This is a genomic window from Kitasatospora sp. NPDC088861, from assembly GCF_044750105.1.
GTDB lineage: Bacteria > Actinomycetota > Actinomycetes > Streptomycetales > Streptomycetaceae > Kitasatospora.
The window spans coordinates 515,639-537,223 of the sequence record NZ_JBIVJF010000003.1 but is presented as its reverse complement, the minus strand read 5'-3'; the positions used below and the strand labels follow the sequence as shown (position 1 = coordinate 537,223).

The following is a 21,585-nucleotide window of genomic DNA, read 5'->3' as shown; positions in this document are numbered from 1 at the left end:
ATGTGATCCCCACGACGCCGCCCCCGACACCCGTTCGACCGCGATCGCCACCGGTGCTCCAACCTCCCGAAAGCCGCTTGCCGGGCGGGCGACGGCCCCCGTACCGTCGCCCGACATGACCCCGACCCTGCGTACCGAGCGCCTGCTGCTCGACCCCTACGTCCTCGCGGACGAAGAGGACTTCGTGGCGCTGTTCCAGAACCGGCAGGTGTCCCGGTGGATGGGCGACGGCCCGCAGTCCGAGGCCGAGGACCGGGCCCTGTTCGGCCGCGTCTTCACCCAGGTCTACGCCTCGAACCGGTTCGACGTCTGGGCCGTGCGGCACGACGGCCGCCTCGTCGGGCACGCCGAGATCAAGCCCACCACCGTGGTCGAGGGCTTCGAGATCGTCTACGCGCTGGCCCCGGAGGCGTGGGGCCGCGGCCTGGGCACCGAATTGGCGGCCGCGATCGTCGACTACGGCTTCACCGCCCTGGGGCTGGCCGAGGTGCACGCGACGGTCGCCGACGCCAACCTCGCTTCGCTGGCGTTGCTGGGCAGGATCGGCTTCCGGCACGTCCGCGACATCACGGAGGACGACGGCAGCACGACCCGCCTGCTCACCCGGGGCCGCGCCGATGCCTCCGGGGCCGCCTCGCCGTAGCTTTCCCGCCGGAGCAGAAACGCCGAGGCCGGAAGGACTGAGGCCGGAAGGACTGAGGCCGGAAAGCCGGAACGAACGCTCCCCCGATCGGGGGAGGCCCCCCATGAGCTGCGCCGCAATACTGGTGATCATGATCAGGGGAATCCGGCCGCTGCTGCGCGGCTCCACGTACTCAGGCGTACTGTTCGCCTTCCTCGGCGCGCTGGCGAGCCTGCCGCTGCTGCCGTTCGCGATGCTGCCGATGATGGCCTGGCCGTCCGGCCCCTACCTCGCACGGGCGGTGCTCACCCTGCTGGCCTGGGCGGCGCTGCTCGCCGTGGTCGGGCTGGCCCGCACCACCCGGCGGGTGCTGATCGGCGGCGCCCGCCGGCTGCTGCGGGTGCCGCTGCCGGATCCGGTGTCCGACACCCGGGCGGCGGACACCCCCGGCACCGACCGCTGGCGCACCCCGCTGTGGCTGCTGCTGCACGTGGCGCTGGGCTGGGTGGGGGGCCTGGTGAGCCTCGTCCTGCTCGGCGCGGCCGTGGCCCTGCCGGGCGGCTGGGTCTCCGGTGATGCCCGGCTGAGCTGGCCCGGCCGGTCGGTGCAGGTGACGGGCGTCTGGAGCTGGGTGGTGGCGGCGGCCTGCCTGCTGCTGGCGCCGGTGGTGTGCGCGGCGGTGGCGAGCGCCCTGCGCGGTCTGGCCCCGCAGCTGCTGGGGCCGTCGGCGGCCGAGCGGCTGGCGATGGCGGCGGAGCGGGAGCGCCGGCTGGCCGAACGCAACCGGCTGGCGCACGAGTTGCACGACTCGATCGGGCACACCCTGACGGCGGCCACGATCCAGGCGGCGGTGGCGGGCGAGGTGCTCTCCGCCGACCCGGTGGCGGCGCGGGCCGCCATGCGCAGCATCGAGGAGTCGACCCGGGCCGCCCTGGAGGACCTGGACTACGTGCTGGGTGCGCTGCGCGAGGAGGAGTCGGGGGCGGCCCCGGCCCGGACCTTGGCCGACCTGCCCGAGCTGCTGGACCGGTTGCGGCACGCCGGCGCGGTGGTGGAGCCGGAGCTGTCCGGCGAGCTGGCGCAGGTGCAGGGGACGCTCTCCCGAGCGGCGTACCGGATCCTCCAGGAGGGGCTGACGAACGCGCTGCGGCACGGAGCCGGCGGCCCGATCGAGGTCCGGGTGGCGGCCGGGCCGGACACCCTGGAGCTCAGCGTGGTCAACCGGACCGGGACGGGTCCGCGCCAGGGCGCCTTCCCGACGTCCGGCCACGGCCTGCCGGGCCTGGCCGAGCGGGTCCGGCTGCTGCACGGCGAGATCGAGGCCGGGCCGGACGGGCCCCAGGCCTGGCGGCTGGCCGTGCAGTTGCCCGTGCGGTTGTCGGCATGACCGGCCCGGACCCCACCGACGCCCCGGGCAACGCCCCCGTCACCCTCCTGATCGCGGACGACGACGAGGTGACCCGCAGCGGCCTGCGCACCCTGCTCGCGGTGCAGCCGGGGATCACGGTGGTCGGGGAGGCGTCCGACGGCGTCGACGCGGTCGACCAGGCGCAGCGGCTGCGGCCGGACGTGGTCCTGATGGACGTACGGATGCCGCGCCGCAACGGGATCGAGGCCACCCGGCAGCTGCTGGCCGAGTCGGCCGCGCCGCCGAAGGTCGTGGTGATCACCACCTTCGAGAACGACGGCTACGTCACCGCCGCGCTCAGCGCGGGGGCGAGCGGGTTCGTGCTGAAGCGGCTTCCGGTACGGCAGATCGCGGAGGCGGTGCGGGTGGCGGCGGCCGGGGAGGCGATCCTCTTCCCGGCGGCGCTGCGCCGGATGGTCTCCGCCCGCCCGCTGGACTCCGCCGAGGCGCTGCCCCGGGCGGCGTTGACGGTGCGGGAGGAGGAGGTGCTGCGGTCGATGGCCACGGGCCAGTCCAACCCGGAGATCGCGGAGTCGCTCAGGGTGAGCCTGGAGACGGTGAAGACGCACGTCGGGAACGTGCTGACCAAGCTCGGCGCGCAGAACCGGACCCACGCCGTGGTGATCGCGTACGAGTCCGGCCTGGTGGTGCCGGGGCTCGCCGGCTGACCGGCCGCCCCGACGACCCCCTCACCTCCCGGTCAGGAATCCAGCTCGCCGAGGAAGTCCAGCGCGATGGCCCAGGCCCGCTCCGCCGCCTCGGCGTCGTAGTCGGCCAGCTCGGTGTCGGTGAACAGGTGCCCGGCGCCCCGGTAGCGGTGAACCTCGACGTCGGCCCCGGCCCGCCGCATCCCCAGGTACCAGGCGTTCAGCCAGTCCTCGGTCTCGAACGGGTCCGGCTCGGCGACGTGCAGTTGCACCGGGATCTCGGTGGCCGCGTCCTCGCGCAGGTCGGAGGTGCCGTGCAGGAGCAGCAGGCCGCGGGCCTTGTCGTCGGCGAGGGCGAGGTTCTGCGCGAGCGAGCCGCCGAGCGAGAAGCCCGCGTAGACCAGGCCGCCGTCCGACAGCGGAGCGGCGGCGGTGACGGCCCGGCGCAGCAGTTCCTCGCTGCCGCCGACCTCCTCCTGGTACGCCAGTCCGGCCTCGATGTCGTCGAAGGTCCGCCCGTCGTACAGGTCCGGGGTGTGCACGGTGTGCCCGGCGGCGCGCAGCCGGTCGGCGGCGGCGTGGACGGCGGGGCGCAGCCCGAGGGCGGAGTGGAAGAGGACGATCTGGGCCACGGTCGGGGTCCTTCGGCAGCTGAGGGCGGGTACTCCCCCATGATCCCGCATGATCCGGCGACCCGACTTCCCCGGCCGGCCCGCCCCGACTTCCCCGGCCCGCCCGCGCCGAACCGCAGCCCCTTTCCCCTCCACGACGGGTCGTCAGGTCACCTGATTTACCTACGCTTTACTAGCGGGTAACCTTCCGGACGTGAACGATCTTGTCCATGACATGACCCCCGCCCACCCGCGCCGCCGCCAGGTCCTGAAGGCCGGCGCGCTGGCCGCCGGCGCGACCGCCGCCCTCCCGATCGCCCTCCCCACCCCCGCCGAAGCCGCCGAGCCGGCCCAGGCCGCCGGAGCCGCCCAGGCCCCCGGAACCCCCGAAGCCGCCCCCCGCTTCCTGCACGGCATAGCCTCCGGCGACCCCCTCCCCGACGGCGTCCTGCTCTGGACCAGGGTGACGCCCCGCCCCGAGGCCGTCCCCGGCTCGGGCCTCGGCCCCGACACCGAGGTCCGCTGGGAGCTGGCCGCCGACCAGGCCTTCACCCGCGTCGTCGCGAGCGGCACGGTGACCGCCACCGCCGTCGCCGACCACACCGTCAAGGCCGACGTCCGCGGCCTGACCCCGGACACCCCCTACTGGTACCGCTTCACCGCCACCGCCACCGCCGGTACCGGCACCGCCGCCTCCCCCACCGGCCGCACCCGCACCACCCCCGCCACCGACGCCGCCCTCTCCCGGCTGCGGTTCGGCGTCGCCTCCTGCGCCAACTGGGAGGGCGGCTACTTCTCCGCCTACCGCCACCTCGCCGCCCGCGGCGACCTGGACGCCTTCCTCTTCCTCGGCGACTACATCTACGAGTACAAGACCGGCGAGTTCTGCGCCCGCGGCACGGTCGTGCGCCCGCACGCCCCCACCCACGAGATCCTCACCCTCGCCGACTACCGCACCAGGCACGGCCAGTACAAGACCGACGACGACCTCCAGGCCCTGCACGCCAAGCTCCCGACCATCGCGATCTGGGACGACCACGAGTTCGCCAACGACGCCTGGTCCGGCGGCGCCGAGAACCACACCCCGGGCACCGAGGGCGCCTGGGCCGACCGGATGGCCGCCGCCAAGCAGGCCTACTTCGAGTGGATGCCGGTCCGGCCCTCGATCGCCGGCACCACCTACCGCCGCCTGCGCTACGGCAAGCTCGCCGACCTGCACCTGATGGACCAGCGCTCGTTCCGCTCCCAGCAGGCGAAGACGGGCAGCGGTGCCGTCGACTCGGCCGACCGCACCCTCACCGGCCGCGCCCAACTGGACTGGCTCAAGGCCGGGTTGTCCGCCTCCGACACCACCTGGCGGCTGATCGGCAACGAGGTGATGATCTCCCCGGTCGCCTTCCTCTCGCTGCCCGACTACCTGCTGCGCCCGCTGGCCAAGCTGCTCGGCCTGCCAGGCGAGGGCGTGGCGGTCAACCCCGACCAGTGGGACGGCTACACCCACGACCGCCGCGAGCTGCTCGGCCACCTCAAGGCGAACGGCATCACCAACACCGTCTTCCTGACCGGCGACATCCACTCCGCCTGGGCCGCCGACGTCCCGAACGAGGCCGCCACCTACCCGCTGTCCGGCAGTGTCGCCACCGAGTTCGTGGTCACCTCGGTGACCTCCGACAACGTCGACGACCTCCTGAAGGTCGCCCCGCAGACCGTCTCACTGGCGGCCGGCACCGCGATCAGGACGGCCAACCCGCACGTCAAGTGGGTCGACCTGGACTCGCACGGCTACGGAGTCCTGGACATCACGCCCGAGCAGACCCAGATGGACTACTACGTCCTCTCCGACCGCACCCGCAAGGACGCGACCAGCAGTTGGACCCGCTCCTACCGCACCCGCACCGGCACCCAGCGGATCGAGCGCGCGAACGCCCCGATCGCCTGACCCCACCCCGGGCCCCCACGCCGGGCCCCACGTCTGTCACCCGGGCCCGCCGCACCCACGCGGCGGGCCCGCAGCACGACGGCCCTACGACACCACGTCCTTGCGCGCGAACCCCCGGAACGCCAGCGCGAGCAGCACCGCCGCGTACGACAGCGACAGCGAGACGCCCTGCACCATGCCGCCCCACTCCAACTGCGGCTGCAGGGCGTCCGCCCAGGCGTACTGCCAGTGCGCGGGCAGCCACTCCCGCAGGCCCCCCAGCGCCGTGACGGCGTCCAGCACCCCGGTGATGATCGACGCGAACACCGCCCCGCCGACGGCGCCCAGCGGCGCGTCCGTCGCCGTGGAGAGCCAGAACGCCAGCGCGGCGATCACGATCTCGGCGAGGAACACGTAGGCCGCCGCGACGGCCAGCCGGGGCAGCGCCTCCCCGGCCGAAAGGCTGGCCCCGGTGGGCAGCTTGAGGTCCCCCCAGCCGTACGCGGCGGTGCCGACGACCAACCCGATCAGCGGCAGCATCACCACCGCCACCGCCGAGAACGCCAGCCCGACCGCGAACTTGCGGGCCAGCAGCCGGGCCCGGGGCACCGGCGCGGCCAGCAGGTAGCGCAGCGAGGACCAGCTCGCCTCGGAGGCGACCGTGTCGCCGCAGAACAGCGCCACCGGGATGACCAGCAGGAAGCCGGTGCCCACGAACAGCATGGTGGCGGCGAAGTTGGGCCCGGACGCGGTGGCCAGGTCGATGAAGGTGGTCCGGTCGGGGCGGCTCGGGGTGCCGCCGATCTGGAACGCGGCCAGCATCACGAACGGCAGGGCGGCCAGCACCGCGCCGATCACCAGGGTGCGGCGGCGCCGCAGTTGGCGCATCGCCTCCACCCGCAGCGGCAGCGTCCGGCCCGCCCGGTACCCCTCGGCGTGGTCCGCCGACACGACGCCGCTCGCGCCACTGCTCACATCGCTGCTCACGTCACCGCTCACGTCACCGCTCGCCCCACCACTCACGCCACTGCTCACGCCGCACCTCCGATCAACGACAGGAACGCGTCCTCCAGCCGCCGCTGCGGCCCGGCGCTCTCCACCGGCACGCCGAGGCGCACCAGTTCGGCCAGCAGTTCGTGCGCCGCCAGCCCGTCCAGGCGCACCAGCAGCCCGCCCTCGACAGCCTCCGCCGAACCGACCCCGGCCAGCGCGCCGACCTTCTCGACGACCGACCCGGGCTCGTACCCGGCGGGCACGCCGAGGAACAGCAGCTCGCCCGCACCGACGATCTCGCCGACGGCTCCGGTGGTGATCAGCCGCCCGCGGTCCATCACCACCAGGTCCGTGCAGCTCTGCTCGACCTCGGCGAGCAGGTGGCTGGAGACGATGACGGTACGGCCGGCGGCGGCGTACCGGATCATCACCTCGCGCATCTCGCGGATCTGCGGCGGGTCGAGCCCGTTGGTCGGCTCGTCGAGGATCAGCAGGTCCGGCATCCCGAGCATGGCCTGGGCGATGGCGAGCCGCTGCCGCATGCCCTGCGAGTAGGTCCGCACCGCGCGGTCGAGCGCCTCGCCGAGACCGGCGATGGCCAGCGCCTCGTCGAAGCGGGCGTCCGCCTCCGGCCGACCGGTGGCCTGCCAGTACAGCCGCAGGTTAGCCCGGCCGGTGAGGTGCGGCAGGAAGCCCGCGCCCTCGACGAAGGCGCCGACCCGGGAGAGCACCGGTGCGCCGGGGCGCACCAGGTGGCCGAAGATCCGGATCTCGCCCGCGTCGGGCCGGATCAGGCCCATCAGCATCCGCAGCGTGGTGGTCTTGCCGGCGCCGTTGGGCCCGAGCAGGCCGAGCACCTGCCCCTGCTCCACCCGGAAGCCCAACTCCCGCACGGCGTAACGATCCTGAGCGCCCTTGTAGCGCTTGCTCAGGCCGGTGATCTGCAACGGCACCCCGGCCAGCGCCGGATCGTACGCCGACCCGTCGCCCGCCCCCCGCCGACGGCGGCGCAGCAGCCGGGGCGACAGCACCAGGCCGAGCGCCACCACGACGGCCGCCAGCGGCAGCAGCCAGGTGCGCGCGGGCAGCGGCGTGGCCTCGGTGACGAGTTCGTCGTCGGTCGGCACGGTGAGCGCCCCGGCCGGCGCGACCCGGTAGGTGGCGGGCTCGACGGGCGAGGCGTACGCGAGGTCGGTGGCGGCCAGGACGAGCCGCAGCCGGTGCCCGGCGGCGAAGGTGTGGTCGACGGCGGGCAGCGCGACGGTGACGGTGCGGCCCGCGTCGGCGCCGGTGACCCGCAGCGGGGCGGCGAGCTGCTGAGGGAGCACGGCCTTGCCGTCCGGGCCCACGTCGTACAGCTTGGCGAAGAGCACCGCGTCCGGCCGGTCGGCGTGCACCTGGACGGGCACGGTGGGCTGCCCGGTCAGGTGCAGCGGCTGGTCCAGCGGCGCGGAGTCGAAGGCGGCGTGCTGGCCGGGGAAGTCGAGCGACAGCCCGGCGCCCAGCGAGGCGGCCTGGCTGAGCGCGCCGATCCCGGGCAGCGTCGAGATCCCGGGCGGAGCCCCGCCGGGCGGGTTGGCGATGGTCTGCTCACCGCCGGCCAGTTCGACACCGTGGGAGCCGGTTCCGCCCAGGCCCGGGTAGCGGTCGGCGGAGGCGCCGCGCAGCACGGCCTGGAAGCCGGTGGAGTCGACGCCCCCGGTGCGGGTGACCCGGAACGCGGGGCCGGTGTCGTCGCCCTGCCCCTTCAGGTAGTGGTCGAACCAGGCGGTCACCCGGTCGTCGACCCGGGCGCTGGTGTCGGTGCCGCCGTCGTGCCCGCCGGCGAACCAGTCCACCGAGACGGGCGCCCCGTTGGCCGCGACGGCCCGGGCGATCCGGTCGCCCTGGTCGAGCGGGAACAGCGAGTCCTGCTGGCCCTGCACGACCAGGGTGGGCGCCTTGAGCTGCGCGGCCACCGAGGACGGGCTGGAGCGGTCCAGCAGCGCGACGGCCTCCGGGTCGGCGTGCCCGGCGGTGGCGACCCGGTCGTACATCTGGCAGAGCGACTCCAGGAACCGCCCGCAGCCGACCGGCCCGCCCGCGGCGTCGCCGCCCTGCCCCGGCCCGCCCTGCCCGGCCCCGCCGCCGCGCGGCGCGCCGCCGGAGGGCCCGAGGTCGCCGGCCGCGCCGGTGGTGAAGAAGATCCCGGCCCAGAGCTTCTTGAACACGCCGTCGACGGCGCCCGAGCCCTGCACGCCCTGCGGGAACAGCGCGTCGGCGAGGTTCCACCAGGTGATCTGGGTGGCCACCGCGTCGATCCGGTGGTCGTACGCGGAGGCCAGCAGCGAGACGGCGCCGCCGTACGAGGCACCGGTGATGCCGACCCGGGGGTCGCCGGGCCCGTCGAGCTGCACCTCGGGCCGCTGGGCCAGCCAGTCCACCAGGTGCTTGACGTCCTCGACCTCGCGGTCGGGCGCGTTGAGGCCGATCTTCCCGCCCGAGTGCCCGAAGCCGCGTGCCGACCAGGTCAGCACCGCGTAGCCCTGCCGGGCCAGCTGCTGGGCGCGTTCGCGCTCGCCGTCCTTGGAGCCACCGAAGCCGTGCGCGAGCAGGACCGCCGGGCGCGGGGTGCTGCCGGTGGTGAAGAAGGAGGTGTCCACCTGGACCTGCTGGTCACTGCCGGGGGTCTCCGGCATGGCGAGGAAACGGTCCTCCTGATGGACCGCCGGCTCACCGCCGGACGCCACCGTCGCCGTACCGACCCCGGCCACCACCACCAGGGCCACCGCACCGGCCACCACCCTGCGCCGCACCGTCGTACCCCGGCTGCGCCACCGGCGCCACGCCCCACCGAACTCCATGGGGGCTGATCGTATCCGCCCCCCGGGTAGGCGTCCGATAAGGCCACCGCCGAAGCCGCCGCTTCCGCCCCGTTCACCCCGTTGCGCCCTGGTACGGCACGGGACGACGGAGATCCCCGCACCCCACCAGGGGTACGGGGATCCACAGGGCGCGCCCTACAGCACCCGCTTCATCGTCCGATGCGGTATCCCCGCGTCCTCGTACACCGGGCCCTCGGCCGCGTACCCCAGCCGCTCGTAGAACCCCAGCGCCCGCACCTGCGCGTGCAGTTCCACCTCGACGGCGCCGCGGTCGAGCCCGGCCGCCTCGATCGCCCGCACCAGCTGGGCCCCGAGCCCGGTCCTCCGGGCCGCCGACACCACCGCGAGGCGTCCGAGCAGCACCCTGCCCTCGACACCCCCGGTGAGCTTCAGCGCCTGCTCCCCGAAGATCAGCCGTCCGGTCCCGAGCGCGGTCCCGTCCGCCGTCACGGCCAGCAGGTGCACCGAGGTCGCGTCGTACTCGTCGTACTCCAGCTCCTCCGGCACGTTCTGCTCGACGATGAACACCTCGCGCCGCACGTCCCGCACCAGCGCCAGGTCCGCGGCGCCCGCCGCGGTCCGGATGGCCGCCGTCATCTCAGCTCTCCGACGAGATGATGTCGAGCGCCTTGCGCAGGTCGGGCGAGTACTCGCTGGAGAACTCGACCCACTGCCCGTCCGCCGGGTGCTCGAAGCCGAGCGACACGGCGTGCAGCCACTGCCGGGTCAGCCCGAGCCGCTTGGCCAGCGTCGGGTCGGCGCCGTAGGTCAGGTCGCCCACGCAGGGGTGGCGCAGCGCGGACATGTGGACCCGGATCTGGTGGGTGCGCCCGGTCTCCAGCTTGATGTCGAGCAGCGAGGCCGAGCGGTAGGCCTCGATCAGGTCGTAGTGGGTGACGGACGGCTTGCCGTCCTTGGTCACGGCCCACTTCCAGTCCGAGCTGGGGTGCCGCCCGATCGGCGCGTCCACGGTGCCGCTCAGCGGGTCCGGGTGCCCCTGCACGAGGGCGTGGTAGCGCTTCTCGGTGATCCGGTCGTGGAACTGCCGCTTGAGGTCGGTGTACGCGCGCTCGGACTTGGCGACGACCATCAGCCCGGAGGTGCCGACGTCCAGCCGGTGCACGACGCCCTGGCGCTCGGCGGCGCCGGAGGTGGAGATCCGGTAGCCGGCCGCGGCGAGCCCGCCGATGACGGTGGTGCCGGTCCAGCCGGGGCTGGGGTGGGCGGCGACGCCGACCGGCTTGTCGACGAGCACGATGTCCTCGTCGTCGTGGATGATCCGCATGCCCTCGACCGGCTCGGCGATGATCCGCACGGGGGCGGCGGGGGCCGGGATCTCGACCTCCAGCCAGGAGCCGGCGGTCACCCGGTCCGACTTTCCGGCCACGGCGCCGTCGAGCGTCACCTTGCCGTCGGCGGCCAACTCGGCGGCCTTCGTCCGGGAGAAGCCGAACATCCGGGCGAGGGCGGCGTCGAGGCGCTCGCCCTCCAGGCCGTCGGGTACGGGGAGGCTGCGGATCTGCGCTGCGGTACTCACCCGTACGAGTATGCCGGAACCGCGGCCCTCCGCCGCCCGCCCGACCGCCCGGGGCCCCTGCTACTCGGTCTTGCCGCCCTGCTGGTGGACGGTGCCGTCCGGGTTGCTGCCCCGGAAGGAGAGCAGCACGACGAGGATTCCGCCGCAGACGATCGCCGAGTCGGCGAGGTTGAAGACCGCGAAGTGCTGGACGGAGATGAAGTCGACGACGTGCCCGCGGAAGACGCCCGGCGAGCGGAACAGCCGGTCGGTGAGGTTGCCCAGGGCCCCGCCGAGCAGCAGCCCGAGCGCGATCGCCCAGGGCAGGCTGTACAGCCGGCGGGCGATCCGCCAGATCACCACGATGACGGCCGAGGCGATCATCGTGAAGACGACGGTCAGCGCCTGCCCCATGCCGAAGGCGGCGCCGGAGTTGCGGATGACCTGGAAGGTGACGACGTCCCCGATCACCTTGATCGCCGCGTGGTTCTCCAGCCGGGCCACGACCAGCAGCTTGCTGCCGAGGTCGATCAGGAAGGCGAGCAGCGCGACGACCATCAGCACGCCGACCCGCCGACGGCCCTTCGGCGCCTCCGCCGCGGCCGGGGCGCTCGCCTCGGTGGGCCCAGCAGGCTCGGCGGGCTCGGTGGACTCGGCCACGGCCACCTCCACGGCTTCGGCGGGGGTCGGGACGGCGTCGTCCCGCGTCTGGGGGGAACCTTGCGTACTGATGATCCGCTCCGCTGCCGGTGGAGCTCCCCCGGTTGGAGGTGGGGGAGGGTGGGCCCATTGGTCGCCGTACCGGACACCTCCGAACCGGACGTGTCCCGAGGATTCAGGCGACGTTACGGGGTCGAGCGTACGGCAAGCCCGACCCCCTGCGCCGCCCCGGTCGGCCGCGTCAGCGGCGTTCCTGCTTGGCCTTGCACTGCACGCAGAGCGTGGCCCGGGGGAAGGCCTGCATCCGGGCCTTCCCGATGGCCTGCCCGCAGGACTCGCAGGTGCCGAAGCCGACGCCCTCCAGTCTGGTCAGGGCCCGCTCGGTCTGGGCGAGGCTGTCCCGGGCGTTGTTGGCGAGCGCGAGTTCGCTCTCCCGCGAGATGTTCTTCGTACCGGCGTCCACCTGGTCGTCACCGGCTCCGTCGTTGGAGTCACGCATCAGGCCGGAGATGGCCGCCTCGGCGGCGTCGATCTCGTTCTGCAGCCGCTCCAGCTCGCTGATGAGCTCGGTGTGCAGCTCGTGGACCTCGTCGGTGGTCCACGGGTCCTCGCCGGGCCGGACCGGCAGCGTGGCCGGGTCCACCGACTCGGCGCCGCGCGGCACGGTGACGGTGTCGGTGCTGCTCTTCTGCCGTGCGGTAGTGGTCACGGTCCCCTCCCCTGGATCGGCCGCCACGGCCTTGCGTGCCCGCTTGGTGGCGGTACCCGCGCCGGTTGCCTTCTCAGCCATGGCTTCGACCCCATCTACGAACGAATCGAGCCGCCGGTTCCCGGCGGCCTCCAGTGCCGGAACGATAATCCCGATCAAAACCGGTCACAACATGACATTCCGACGCCCCATGATGATCCCACCCAGGCAGCCGCCCCAGCCGCCACGCCCCGCGCGCTGACCAGACTTGTGCCCAGATCACCCCCGCCTAACCACCACCGCCGCCGCCCCCGGAGCGCCCCGGCCGTCCACCGCGGGGAAAAACGATTTGGACAAACCGACTCGCCCGGCCGATACACTGGCCCTGCAAGGCGCAGATGGGACGAGTACCGACGTACGCAGCCACCAGCGACCCGGGGACGGTGCGAGCCCGGGGGTGTGCACGGCGGGAAGATCACCCCGGAGCCGCCGGAAGAACGGCCGCCCGCCACCGCGCGGGCCGGCCCACTAGACCCGGCAGCAAGCCCAAACAAGAGGGCCGCAGCAGCACCGCGGCCAAGGAGGGTGGTACCGCGGGGCGGCTCGCCGTCTCGTCCCTCCGTCGGATCCCGTTCACATCCGCCGGAGGTATGACGCCCGCGATGAGCACCTACAACTCCGTCCCCGCACAGGTGGACCTGCCCGCCCTCGAACACCAGATCCTGTCGTTCTGGCAGGACAACAAGATCTTCCAGCGCAGCCTGGAGCAGTCCGAGGGCCGCCCCGAGTGGGTCTTCTACGAGGGCCCGCCGACCGCCAACGGCATGCCCGGCGCCCACCACATCGAGGCCCGCGTCTTCAAGGACGTCTTCCCCCGCTTCCGGACGATGAAGGGCTACCACGTCGCCCGCAAGGCCGGCTGGGACTGCCACGGCCTCCCGGTCGAGCTCGCCGTCGAGAAGGAGCTGGGCTTCTCCGGCAAGCAGGACATCGAGGCGTACGGCATCGCCGAGTTCAACGCCAAGTGCCGCGAGTCGGTGACCCGCCACACCGACGCCTTCACCGAGCTGACCACCCGCATGGGGTACTGGGTCGACCTCGACGAGGCCTACCGGACGATGGACCCGTCGTACGTCCAGTCCGTCTGGTGGTCGCTCAAGCAGATCTTCGACAAGGGCCTGCTGGTCCAGGACCACCGGGTCGCCCCCTGGTGCCCGCGCTGCGGCACCGGCCTGTCCGACCACGAGCTGGCCCAGGGCTACGAGACCGTCGTCGACCCCTCGGTCTTCGTCCGCTTCCCGCTGACCAGCGGCCCGCTGGCCGGCCGGGCCGCGCTGCTGGTCTGGACCACCACCCCGTGGACCCTGGTCTCCAACACCGCCGCCGCCGTCCACCCGGAGGTCACCTACGTGGTGGCCACCGACGGCGAGGAGAAGCTGGTCGTCGCCGAGCCGCTGCTCGCCAAGGCCCTCGGCGAGGGCTGGGAGGCCACCGGCGAGTCCTTCACCGGCGCCGAGATGGAGCGCTGGGCCTACCGCCGCCCGTTCGACCTGGTCGAGATCGAGAACGCGCACTACGTCCTCAACGCCGACTACGTCACCACCGAGGACGGCACCGGCATCGTCCACCAGTCGCCCGCCTTCGGCGCGGACGACCTCGCGACCTGCCGCAGGTACGGCCTGCCGGTGGTCAACCCGGTGCTCGCCGACGGCACCTTCGCCCCCGAGGTCCCGCTGGTCGGCGGCCAGTTCTTCAAGAAGGCCGACGAGGCCCTAGTCGCGGACCTCAAGGAGCGCGGCCTGCTCTTCCGCCACCTCCCGTACGAGCACAGCTACCCGCACTGCTGGCGCTGCCACACCGCGCTGCTCTACTACGCGCAGCCGTCCTGGTACATCCGCACCACCGCGGTCAAGGACGCCCTGATCCGGGAGAACGAGGCCACCAACTGGTACCCGGAGAACGTGAAGCACGGCCGCTTCGGCGACTGGCTGAACAACAACATCGACTGGGCGCTCAGCCGTAACCGCTACTGGGGCACCCCGCTGCCGATCTGGCGCTGCGAGGAGGGCCACCTCACCTGCGTCGGCTCGCTGGCCGAGCTCTCCGAGCTCACCGGCACCGACCAGAGCGAGCTCGACCCGCACCGCCCGTACATCGACGACGTGACCTTCGCCTGCCGCGAGTGCGGCGGCGCCTCGACCCGGGTCCCCGAGGTCATCGACGCCTGGTACGACTCGGGCTCGATGCCCTTCGCCCAGTACGGCTACCCGTACCAGAACAAGGAGCTGTTCGAGAAGCGCTACCCGGCGCAGTTCATCTCCGAGGCGATCGACCAGACCCGTGGCTGGTTCTACACGCTGATGGCGGTCGGCACCCTGGTGTTCGACAAGAACAGCTACGAGAACGTCGTCTGCCTGGGCCACATCCTGGCCGAGGACGGCCGCAAGATGTCCAAGCACCTGGGCAACATCCTGCAGCCGATCCCGCTGATGGACCAGCACGGCGCCGACGCCGTCCGCTGGTTCATGGCCGCCGGCGGTTCGCCCTGGTCGGCCCGCCGGGTCGGCCACGGCACCATCCAGGAGGTGGTCCGCAAGACCCTCCTCACCTACTGGAACACCGTCGCCTTCCAGGCCCTGTACGCCCGCACCGCCGGCTGGTCCCCCTCGGCGGCCGATCCGGCCCCGGCCGACCGCCCGCAGCTGGACCGCTGGGTGCTCTCCGAGCTGAACACCCTGGTCCGCGAGGTCGACGCCGCCTTCGAGGCGTACGACACCCAGCGCGCCGGCAAGCTGCTGTCCGGCTTCGTCGACGACCTGTCCAACTGGTACGTCCGCCGCGGCCGCCGCCGCTTCTGGCAGGGCGACGCGGCCGCGCTCGCCACCCTGCACGAGGCGCTGGAGACGGTCACCCGCCTGATGGCCCCGATGACCCCGTTCATCACCGAGCAGGTCTGGCAGGACCTGGTCGTCCCGGTCGCCGCGGACGCCCCGGCCTCGGTCCACCTGGCCACCTGGCCGCAGGCGGACGAGTCGCTGATCGACACCGACCTCTCCCGGCACATGGCGCTGGTCCGCCGCCTGGTGGAGCTCGGCCGGGCCACCCGCGCCGAGTCCGGCGTGAAGACCCGTCAGCCGCTGTCCCGCGCGCTGATCGCCGCCCAGGGCTGGGACGAGCTGCCCGCCGACCTGCGCGCGCAGATCGCCGAGGAGCTCAACGTCTCCACCCTGGAGTCGCTCGCCGAGGTCGGCGGCTCGCTCGTCGACACCAGCGCCAAGGCCAACTTCCGCGCCCTGGGCAAGCGGTTCGGCAAGGGCGTGCAGGACGTCGCCAAGGCGGTCGCCGCCACCGACGCCGCCCGCCTGGCCGCCGAACTGCGCGCCGACGGCGAGACCTCGGTCGAACTGAACGGCGAGCCGGTCGCCCTCTCCCCGGACGAGGTGATCATCACCGAGACCCCGCGCGAGGGCTGGGCCGTCGCCAATGAGTCCGGCGCCACCGTCGCCCTCGACCTGGCCATCACCCCGGAGCTCAAGCGGCTCGGCGTCGCCCGCGACGCCATCCGCCAGATCCAGGAGGCCCGCAAGAACTCCGGTCTCGACGTCGCCGACCGGATCGTCCTGCGCTGGCGGGCCACCACCGAGGAGACCGCCGAGGCCATCGCCGAGCACGGCCCCCTCGTCGCCGAGGAGGTCCTGGCCACCGACTTCGCCGCCGGCACGGCCGACTGGGACTCCGAGACCTTCGCCGACGAAGCCCTCGGCCTCGCCTTCCAGCTCCGCAAGGCCTGACCGACTCCGAAGCCGCCGTCACCCCGCCCGGGGCGACGGCGGCTTCGCCGTACCCGCGCGCCCCCGAAGCGACGTCACCACCCCGCACGCGCCCATCCCCCGCCCGCGCCCGCACCACAGCAGAGCGCCCCCTGTCCGACCCGTGGGTCGAACAGGGGGCGCTCTCAAAAGGCCGCGCTGCAACCTCAGTTGTCGCCGTCCTCGTCGATCAGGAAGCCCCGCATCGGCGCCGGCGCCTGCTGCATCGGCTGCGGAGGCTGCGGGCGGACGGCCGCCATCGGCTGCGTCATCCCGGCCGGCTGCATCTGCGGCGCGCCGGTGTTGCCACCGGACGCCTGACCGCCGAAGCTCGGCGCCGGCGGGTTGCCACCGAAGGAGCTCTGCCCGCCGAACGACGGCGCGTTGCCGCCGAAGGCCGGCTGGTTGCCACCGAAGGCCGGGGCACCGCTCATCGCACCGGCACCGGCCGGAGCCATCGACGAGGCCGCCGGCGGCAGCGACGCGGTGGCGGGGATCCGCGGCGGGGCGAGCGAGTCGTCGGCCTGCGACTCCAGCTGGCGCAGCTGGGTCTCCAGGTACGACTTGAGGCGCGTCCGGTACTCGCGCTCGAACGCCCGCAGGTCCTCGACCTTGCGCTCCAGCGTGGCGCGCGCGGACTCCAGCGAGCCCATCGCGACGCGGTGCTTCTCCTGCGCGTCCCGCTCCAGGGCGTCGGCCTTGGCACGGGCGTCGCGCTCCAGGCCCTCGGCGCGGCTGCGGGCCTCGCCGACGATCTTGTTGGCCTCGGAACGGGCCTCCGAGATCGCCTGGTCGGCGGTCTGCTGAGCGAGCGCCAGGACGCGGGCGGCACTGTCGCCACCGGGGCCCTGCTGCTGCATGGGGGCACCCATGGGGCCGCCCATCTGCTGCTGCTGCGGGCCGCCCATGGGGCCGCCCATCGGCTGCATCTGCTGCTGCTGGCCCATGCCCTGGCCCATCGGGTTGCCCATCTGCTGCGGGCCACCGGGGCCGCCCATGGGCTGGAGCATCTGACCGCCCATCGGCTGGACCAGCTGCTGCTGGCCGCCCATGGTCTGGTTCATCTGCTGCTGCGGGCCGCCCATCTGCTGGGGGCCGGCGGGGAGCTGCGGGGCGCCGGAGGGCAGGCCGAGCGGCTGGTTGCCCATCTGCTGCTGCTGCGGGCCGCCCATCTGCTGCTGCTGCGGACCACCGGGGCCCATCTGCTGCTGCTGCGGGCCGGGGCCCTGCTGGCCGGGAACCGGCGGGCCGGATATGGCGGCCGGAACGGGGGCGCCCGAACGGGCGTCCTGCGGCGGCTCCTTCCGCATGTTCGCCTGGTTCTGCGCGGCGGCGCGAGTCGCGGCGGCCAGCTTGGCGCGCAGGTCCTCGTTCTCGCGAAGCAGGCGGGTCAGCTCTCCTTCGACCTCGTCGAGGAAGGCATCGACCTCGTCCTCGTCATAGCCTTCGCGCAGGCGGACGGTCGTGAACTGCTTGTTCCGAACGTCCTCGGGGGTCAATGGCATCTCTTCACCTCAACGTGATCGTCGGCACACCGGCATCCTGTCGCATCGCTCACCTACGACTAGGGCCGCACAAGCGAGATCAGGACATACACAATGATCATCAGTACGAAGAAGGACAGGTCGAGCGCCACGCCCCCGAAACGCAACGGCGGAATGAACCGCCGAAGAAGCTTGAGCGGCGGATCCGTGACAGTGTACGTGGCCTCCAGGACCAGGACCATGGCCTTGCCGGGCCGCCACGAACGCGCGAACTGGAAGACCCAGTCCATGACCAGTCGCACGAGCAGGAACACCAGGAAGACGGTCAGGGCGTAGTAGAGCACCGCCCACACGATGTCCATCGCGTTTCCCTCTCCCCGGTTCCGGGCCCTTGGGCCTGCCGCTCGTCACCTGTCGCTAATCCACTGTTGATCAGATCCACACGTAAAGTCGTGGCCGGGTCAGCTCTGGTTGAAGAACCCACCCTCGGCGATCCGAGCCTTGTCCTCCGCCGTGACATCGACGTTAGCAGGCGACAGCAGGAACACCTTCTGTGTCACGCGCTCGATACTGCCGTGCAGACCGAAGACGAGTCCAGCGGCGAAGTCTACGAGTCGCTTCGCGTCGGTGTCGTCCATCTCGGTCAGATTCATGATCACGGGGGTCCCGCCACGGAACTGTTCCCCGATGGTACGGGCCTCGTTGTAGGTCCGCGGGTGCAGCGTGGTGATGCGGTAGGGCTCTCGTTCGTTCACTACCTTGGGCATGATCACCGGGGCGCTCTTCTCCAGGTTGTGGCGGCGTTCGGGTGTGATGGACGACACTGGGGCCATCCTCGGGGTCTCCTGCCGGATCGGCACCGCGGCCGGGACCGGCTGCGGAGTGATCGAGGAGACCGGGGCGGGCGCGGCGGCCGGCCGGGGGATGTCCTCGGTCCGCTGTCCCGTTCGAATCGGCTCGGGGTCCGCGTCGTAGTCGTCGTCAGGGTCGTACCCCTGACCGTCGTACGTCTCGTCCTCCACGAGGCCGAGGTAGACCGCCATCTTGCGCATTGCGCCGGCCATGCTCCTGTCTCCTCCGCTCATAGCCACCTCGCTGGCGCTCGGTGGCGGCTTCGCGAAACGCGCACCTTCCGATGGTCGCTCGCTCTGCTCGCTCCGTGCGGACCGACTCCGTCCCGGCGGCCAGGCCGTGCGGCCCTGCCTGCGGATTCCGCGGTCCACCCACGACGGCCCGTCAGGCCGACGGCCGGTCAGAGTTCGTGGGGTGGGGGCCGCGGAGCTGCGATCCACGGTTCGCTAGCGCTCCGAGGAGCTGCTAGATTCTGTCCTATTTTGTCCTGCAGTCTGATCTACTACCCGGTGACGTTACCTGAGGGGTGACCTCACTCCGAGTACCGCCGTTCCGACGCGCACATGTGTCGCCCCGGCGGCAATCGCCTGCTCAAGGTCACCGCTCATTCCCGCGGAGACCATGGTGGCAGCAGGATGGGTCGTGCGTACTGCGGTTGCGATTTCCGTCAGCCGCTCGAAGGCACGGAGCGGGTCTCCGGCGAGCGGACCGGCCAACGGAGCGACGGTCATCACACCGTCCAGCCGCAGTCCGGGCGTGTCGGCGATCGCGTCCGTGAGTTCCGCGACGTCCTCCGGGGCGACGCCGGCCCGGTGGGCCCCCTCGCCGTGCTCCTTGTCCAGGGCCACCTGCACCAGGCAACCCAGCTCCGGGCGCTCGGACTTGAGCACCGCCGCGGAGAGCGACCCGACCAGCCGCAGCCGGTCCACCGAGTGCACGTGGTTCGCGTACCGGACGACCGAGCGGACCTTGTTGGTCTGCAGCTGTCCGACGAAGTGCCAGTCAAGAGGAAGGTTTCTGCACTGCTCTGCCTTGGGTGCGGCGTCCTGGTCGCGGTTCTCCGCGACATCCGTCACACCCAGTCCGGCCAACAGCGCGGTGTCCTCGGCGGGGTAGGTCTTGGTGACGACGACCAGGGTGACCTCGTCGCGCGGCCGTCCGGCAGCCGCACAGGCGTCGGCGATCCTCCGCTCGACCACGTCGAGGTTGGTCCCCAGCTCCTCGTACCGGGCCCGCTGCCCCTCCGTCAGGGTCTCCAGCCAGCTCTGGTCGGGAAGGCCGCCGCGACTCCCCGGGAACGGTCCGTAGATGTCGTTCGTCATCAATGATCAGAGCCCAACCAGACGTAGCTCGCGAGCCGGCCGGTGCGCTGCTCGCGGCGATAGGAGTAGTGATCCGCGGATTCGAGGGTGCAGACCGGTGACCGCACCAACCCGGTGACCCCGGCGGCGGCCAGCTGGGCCGCGACCCCCTCGGCCACGTCCAGCGCCGGTGTTCCCCAGGAGGTCTCGGCGAACGCGGCGGGCACCACCGCGGCGACCTCCGCCCGCAGGTCGGCCGGCACCTCGTAGCACCGGCCGCAGACCGACGGGCCGGTGGCCGCGGCGATCCGGCCGGGTTCGGCCCCCAGTTCGACCATCGCCCGCAGGACCGCGGGCACCACCCCGGCCGCCAGCCCGGGCCGGCCCGCGTGGGCCGCGCCCACCACACCCGCCACCGGGTCGGCCAGCAGCACCGGAGTGCAGTCGGCGGTCAGGACGGCGAGCGCGAGCGGCCGGTCGGTGACCACCGCGTCCACCGTGGGGACGTCCCCCGGCGACTGGCGCTGCGTCACCACGGCGACCCGCGCGCCGTGCACCTGGTTCATCCAGACCACGTCGGCCGGGTCGAGCCCGAGCTCCCCGGCGGCGATCGCCCGGTTCTCCCGGACGGTCTCCGGGTCGTCCCCCACCGCCCCGCCGAGGTTGAGCTCCCCGTACGGCGAAGTGCTCACCCCGCCCCACCTGTCGGTGAAGGCGAAGTGAGCACCCGCGCGTACGGCGTGATCGATCACTTAAGGAAATCCGGGACGTCGAGCTCCTCCGCCGGGCTCTCGACGAACGGCTGCCGGACCGGCTGCACCTGCGGCGGCACCGGGGCGGTGGTCACGGTCTCGGTGGCGCGCGGCGCGGCGTGGGTCTCCCCCTCCGAACGCGACGTCACCGAGCCGATGCTCCCGTAGGACGGCCGGGTGGCCGGGCGCTCCGGGGCGGCCGGCGGCGTGGCCGACGCGGCGGGGGTGGCCTTGACCACCGGGTCGCGGACGATCGCCGGCGGCTGCCCGCCGTCGAAGCCGGCCGCGATGACGGTGACCCGGACCTCGTCGCCGAGCGCGTCGTCGATGACCGCGCCGAAGATGATGTTGGCCTCGGGGTGCGCGGCCTCGCTGACCAGCTGGGCCGACTCGTTGATCTCGAACAGGCCGAGGTCGGAGCCGCCCGAGATGGAGAGCAGCACGCCGCGGGCGCCGTCGATCGAGGCCTCCAGCAGCGGCGAGGAGATCGCCATCACGGCGGCCGCCTTGGCACGGTCCTCGCCGCGGGCCGAACCGATGCCCATGAGCGCCGAACCGGCCTCCGACATGACGGACTTGACGTCGGCGAAGTCGAGGTTGATCAGGCCGGGGGTGGTGATCAGGTCGGTGATGCCCTGGACACCGGAGAGCAGGACCTGGTCGGCCGAGCGGAACGCGTCGAGCACGCTGACCTGGCGGTCCGAGATGGACAGCAGCCGGTCGTTGGGGATCACGATGAGGGTGTCGACCTCTTCGCGCAGGCTCGCGATGCCGTCCTCGGCCTGGTTGGCGCGGCGGCGGCCCTCGAAGGTGAAGGGGCGGGTGACCACGCCGATGGTCAGGGCGCCGAGCGAACGGGCGATGTTGGCGACCACGGGCGCGCCGCCCGTACCCGTGCCACCACCCTCACCCGCGGTGACGAAGACCATGTCGGCCCCCTTGAGGACCTCCTCGATCTCCTCGCGGTGGTCCTCGGCGGCCTTGCGGCCGACCTCGGGGTTGGCGCCGGCGCCGAGGCCCCGGGTGAGTTCACGGCCCACATCGAGCTTGACGTCGGCGTCGCTCATCAGGAGGGCCTGCGCATCGGTGTTGATCGCGATGAACTCGACGCCCTTGAGACCGACCTCGATCATCCGGTTGATGGCGTTGACACCACCGCCGCCGATTCCGACGACCTTGATGACTGCGAGGTAGTTCTGCGGTGCTGCCACGTCGAAGGCCTCTCGCCTCGAATTTCCGGGTCGGCCCGACCCGACGGGGGATCGTACCGACGGATGTCGATGGGTAGGGAGCCTGGTTTCCGACTGAATGTCCGAAATGCCGACCGCCGACCCCAACCCTAAACTTGACCTTTAGGGTTAGTCCTGTGCCTCCGTCACATCACCAGGGGGCACAGTCTGGTGACACAGGACACTAGGTGGCTCCAGGCACGTGTTTCAACGAACACGCCGAGCTTCCCC

18 protein-coding genes are annotated in these 21,585 nt (G+C 72.6%); 5 read left to right on the top strand and 13 right to left on the bottom strand.

The window, feature by feature from the left end; translation table 11 throughout:
- Nucleotides 1–115 precede the first annotated feature (115 nt).
- From ACIP37_RS09140 to ACIP37_RS09130, 3 genes are all read left to right on the top strand, one after another.
- Nucleotides 116–643, top strand: coding sequence for a GNAT family N-acetyltransferase (locus ACIP37_RS09140; RefSeq protein ID WP_363582896.1), 528 nt, complete (start codon nucleotides 116–118; stop codon nucleotides 641–643).
- 130 nt (nucleotides 644–773) lie between these two features.
- Nucleotides 774–2,009, top strand: coding sequence for a histidine kinase (locus ACIP37_RS09135; RefSeq protein ID WP_363628766.1), 1,236 nt, complete (start codon nucleotides 774–776; stop codon nucleotides 2,007–2,009).
- Entirely contained in the window at nucleotides 2,006–2,698 is a 693-nt protein-coding gene (locus tag ACIP37_RS09130; RefSeq protein ID WP_363582900.1) for a response regulator transcription factor, read from the top strand. Before ACIP37_RS09135 ends, ACIP37_RS09130 begins: the two co-directional genes overlap by 4 nt.
- A gap of 32 nt (nucleotides 2,699–2,730) precedes the next feature.
- Here ACIP37_RS09130 and ACIP37_RS09125 read toward each other — a convergent pair whose 3' ends face one another.
- The gene (locus ACIP37_RS09125) at nucleotides 2,731–3,360 is read right to left on the bottom strand and encodes a dienelactone hydrolase family protein (RefSeq protein WP_363618886.1); all 630 of its coding nucleotides are present in this window, start codon (nucleotides 3,358–3,360) and stop codon (nucleotides 2,731–2,733) included.
- A gap of 163 nt (nucleotides 3,361–3,523) precedes the next feature.
- Between ACIP37_RS09125 and ACIP37_RS09120 the strand changes: the two genes are divergently transcribed.
- Nucleotides 3,524–5,227 (top strand): alkaline phosphatase D family protein, encoded by a 1,704-nt coding sequence (locus tag ACIP37_RS09120; RefSeq protein WP_400805706.1) that lies wholly within the window; start codon nucleotides 3,524–3,526, stop codon nucleotides 5,225–5,227.
- Nucleotides 5,228–5,311: 84 nt separating this feature from the next.
- Here the strand turns inward: ACIP37_RS09120 and ACIP37_RS09115 are convergent, their stop codons facing one another.
- The 6 genes from ACIP37_RS09115 to ACIP37_RS09090 form a co-directional block, all read right to left on the bottom strand.
- On the bottom strand, nucleotides 5,312–6,193 hold the full coding sequence (locus tag ACIP37_RS09115) for an ABC transporter permease subunit (RefSeq protein WP_363582904.1): 882 nt from the start codon (nucleotides 6,191–6,193) through the stop codon (nucleotides 5,312–5,314).
- 44 nt (nucleotides 6,194–6,237) lie between these two features.
- Nucleotides 6,238–9,042 (bottom strand): alpha/beta fold hydrolase, encoded by a 2,805-nt coding sequence (locus ACIP37_RS09110; protein ID WP_400805668.1) that lies wholly within the window; start codon nucleotides 9,040–9,042, stop codon nucleotides 6,238–6,240.
- 156 nt (nucleotides 9,043–9,198) lie between these two features.
- Complete coding sequence (locus ACIP37_RS09105) at nucleotides 9,199–9,660, bottom strand: GNAT family N-acetyltransferase (protein WP_400805666.1); 462 nt, start codon at nucleotides 9,658–9,660, stop codon at nucleotides 9,199–9,201.
- Between the two features lies 1 nt (nucleotide 9,661).
- Nucleotides 9,662–10,600: an RluA family pseudouridine synthase gene (locus ACIP37_RS09100; RefSeq protein WP_363582910.1), complete on the bottom strand. Its 939-nt coding sequence runs from the start codon at nucleotides 10,598–10,600 to the stop codon at nucleotides 9,662–9,664.
- 60 nt (nucleotides 10,601–10,660) lie between these two features.
- On the bottom strand, nucleotides 10,661–11,314 hold the full coding sequence (lspA, locus tag ACIP37_RS09095) for a signal peptidase II (RefSeq protein ID WP_400805704.1): 654 nt from the start codon (nucleotides 11,312–11,314) through the stop codon (nucleotides 10,661–10,663).
- A 166-nt stretch (nucleotides 11,315–11,480) separates the two neighbouring features.
- A complete protein-coding gene (locus tag ACIP37_RS09090) occupies nucleotides 11,481–11,948 on the bottom strand; it encodes a TraR/DksA family transcriptional regulator (RefSeq protein ID WP_244293330.1) in 468 nt (155 codons plus the stop codon).
- A gap of 641 nt (nucleotides 11,949–12,589) precedes the next feature.
- Between ACIP37_RS09090 and ileS the strand changes: the two genes are divergently transcribed.
- Complete coding sequence (gene ileS, locus ACIP37_RS09085) at nucleotides 12,590–15,718, top strand: isoleucine--tRNA ligase (protein ID WP_363582914.1); 3,129 nt, start codon at nucleotides 12,590–12,592, stop codon at nucleotides 15,716–15,718.
- A gap of 185 nt (nucleotides 15,719–15,903) precedes the next feature.
- On the opposite strand, the gene ACIP37_RS09080 is transcribed toward ileS, so the two are convergent.
- From ACIP37_RS09080 to ftsZ, 6 genes are all read right to left on the bottom strand, one after another.
- A complete protein-coding gene (locus ACIP37_RS09080) occupies nucleotides 15,904–17,241 on the bottom strand; it encodes a DivIVA domain-containing protein (RefSeq protein WP_400805663.1) in 1,338 nt (445 codons plus the stop codon).
- Nucleotides 17,242–17,300: 59 nt separating this feature from the next.
- Complete coding sequence (locus ACIP37_RS09075; protein ID WP_063347232.1) at nucleotides 17,301–17,582, bottom strand: YggT family protein; 282 nt, start codon at nucleotides 17,580–17,582, stop codon at nucleotides 17,301–17,303.
- Between the two features lie 99 nt (nucleotides 17,583–17,681).
- The gene (locus ACIP37_RS09070) at nucleotides 17,682–18,284 is read right to left on the bottom strand and encodes a cell division protein SepF (RefSeq protein WP_031071810.1); all 603 of its coding nucleotides are present in this window, start codon (nucleotides 18,282–18,284) and stop codon (nucleotides 17,682–17,684) included.
- A gap of 303 nt (nucleotides 18,285–18,587) precedes the next feature.
- Nucleotides 18,588–19,394, bottom strand: a complete 807-nt coding sequence (locus tag ACIP37_RS09065; RefSeq protein ID WP_079135532.1) for a YggS family pyridoxal phosphate-dependent enzyme — start codon at nucleotides 19,392–19,394, stop codon at nucleotides 18,588–18,590.
- A complete protein-coding gene (gene pgeF / locus ACIP37_RS09060) occupies nucleotides 19,394–20,125 on the bottom strand; it encodes a peptidoglycan editing factor PgeF (RefSeq protein WP_363582918.1) in 732 nt (243 codons plus the stop codon). Before pgeF ends, ACIP37_RS09065 begins: the two co-directional genes overlap by 1 nt.
- Nucleotides 20,122–21,336, bottom strand: coding sequence for a cell division protein FtsZ (gene ftsZ / locus ACIP37_RS09055; protein ID WP_363582920.1), 1,215 nt, complete (start codon nucleotides 21,334–21,336; stop codon nucleotides 20,122–20,124). Before ftsZ ends, pgeF begins: the two co-directional genes overlap by 4 nt.
- Nucleotides 21,337–21,585 lie beyond the last annotated feature (249 nt).

What these genes read in the sequence shown, in the direction of transcription:
- ACIP37_RS09140 (WP_363582896.1), top strand. Translation starts at nt 116, where the DNA reads ATGACCCCGACCCTGCGTACCGAGCGCCTGCTGCTCGACCCCTACGTC.
- ACIP37_RS09135 (WP_363628766.1), top strand. Translation starts at nt 774, where the DNA reads ATGATCAGGGGAATCCGGCCGCTGCTGCGCGGCTCCACGTACTCAGGC.
- ACIP37_RS09130 (WP_363582900.1), top strand. Translation starts at nt 2,006, where the DNA reads ATGACCGGCCCGGACCCCACCGACGCCCCGGGCAACGCCCCCGTCACC.
- ACIP37_RS09125 (WP_363618886.1), bottom strand. Translation starts at nt 3,360, where the DNA reads ATGCGGGATCATGGGGGAGTACCCGCCCTCAGCTGCCGAAGGACCCCG.
- ACIP37_RS09120 (WP_400805706.1), top strand. Translation starts at nt 3,524, where the DNA reads ATGACCCCCGCCCACCCGCGCCGCCGCCAGGTCCTGAAGGCCGGCGCG.
- ACIP37_RS09110 (WP_400805668.1), bottom strand. Translation starts at nt 9,042, where the DNA reads ATGGAGTTCGGTGGGGCGTGGCGCCGGTGGCGCAGCCGGGGTACGACG.
- ACIP37_RS09105 (WP_400805666.1), bottom strand. Translation starts at nt 9,660, where the DNA reads ATGACGGCGGCCATCCGGACCGCGGCGGGCGCCGCGGACCTGGCGCTG.
- ileS (WP_363582914.1), top strand. Translation starts at nt 12,590, where the DNA reads ATGAGCACCTACAACTCCGTCCCCGCACAGGTGGACCTGCCCGCCCTC.
- ACIP37_RS09080 (WP_400805663.1), bottom strand. Translation starts at nt 17,241, where the DNA reads ATGCCATTGACCCCCGAGGACGTTCGGAACAAGCAGTTCACGACCGTC.
- ACIP37_RS09075 (WP_063347232.1), bottom strand. Translation starts at nt 17,582, where the DNA reads ATGGACATCGTGTGGGCGGTGCTCTACTACGCCCTGACCGTCTTCCTG.
- ACIP37_RS09070 (WP_031071810.1), bottom strand. Translation starts at nt 18,284, where the DNA reads ATGGCCGGCGCAATGCGCAAGATGGCGGTCTACCTCGGCCTCGTGGAG.
- ACIP37_RS09065 (WP_079135532.1), bottom strand. Translation starts at nt 19,394, where the DNA reads ATGACGAACGACATCTACGGACCGTTCCCGGGGAGTCGCGGCGGCCTT.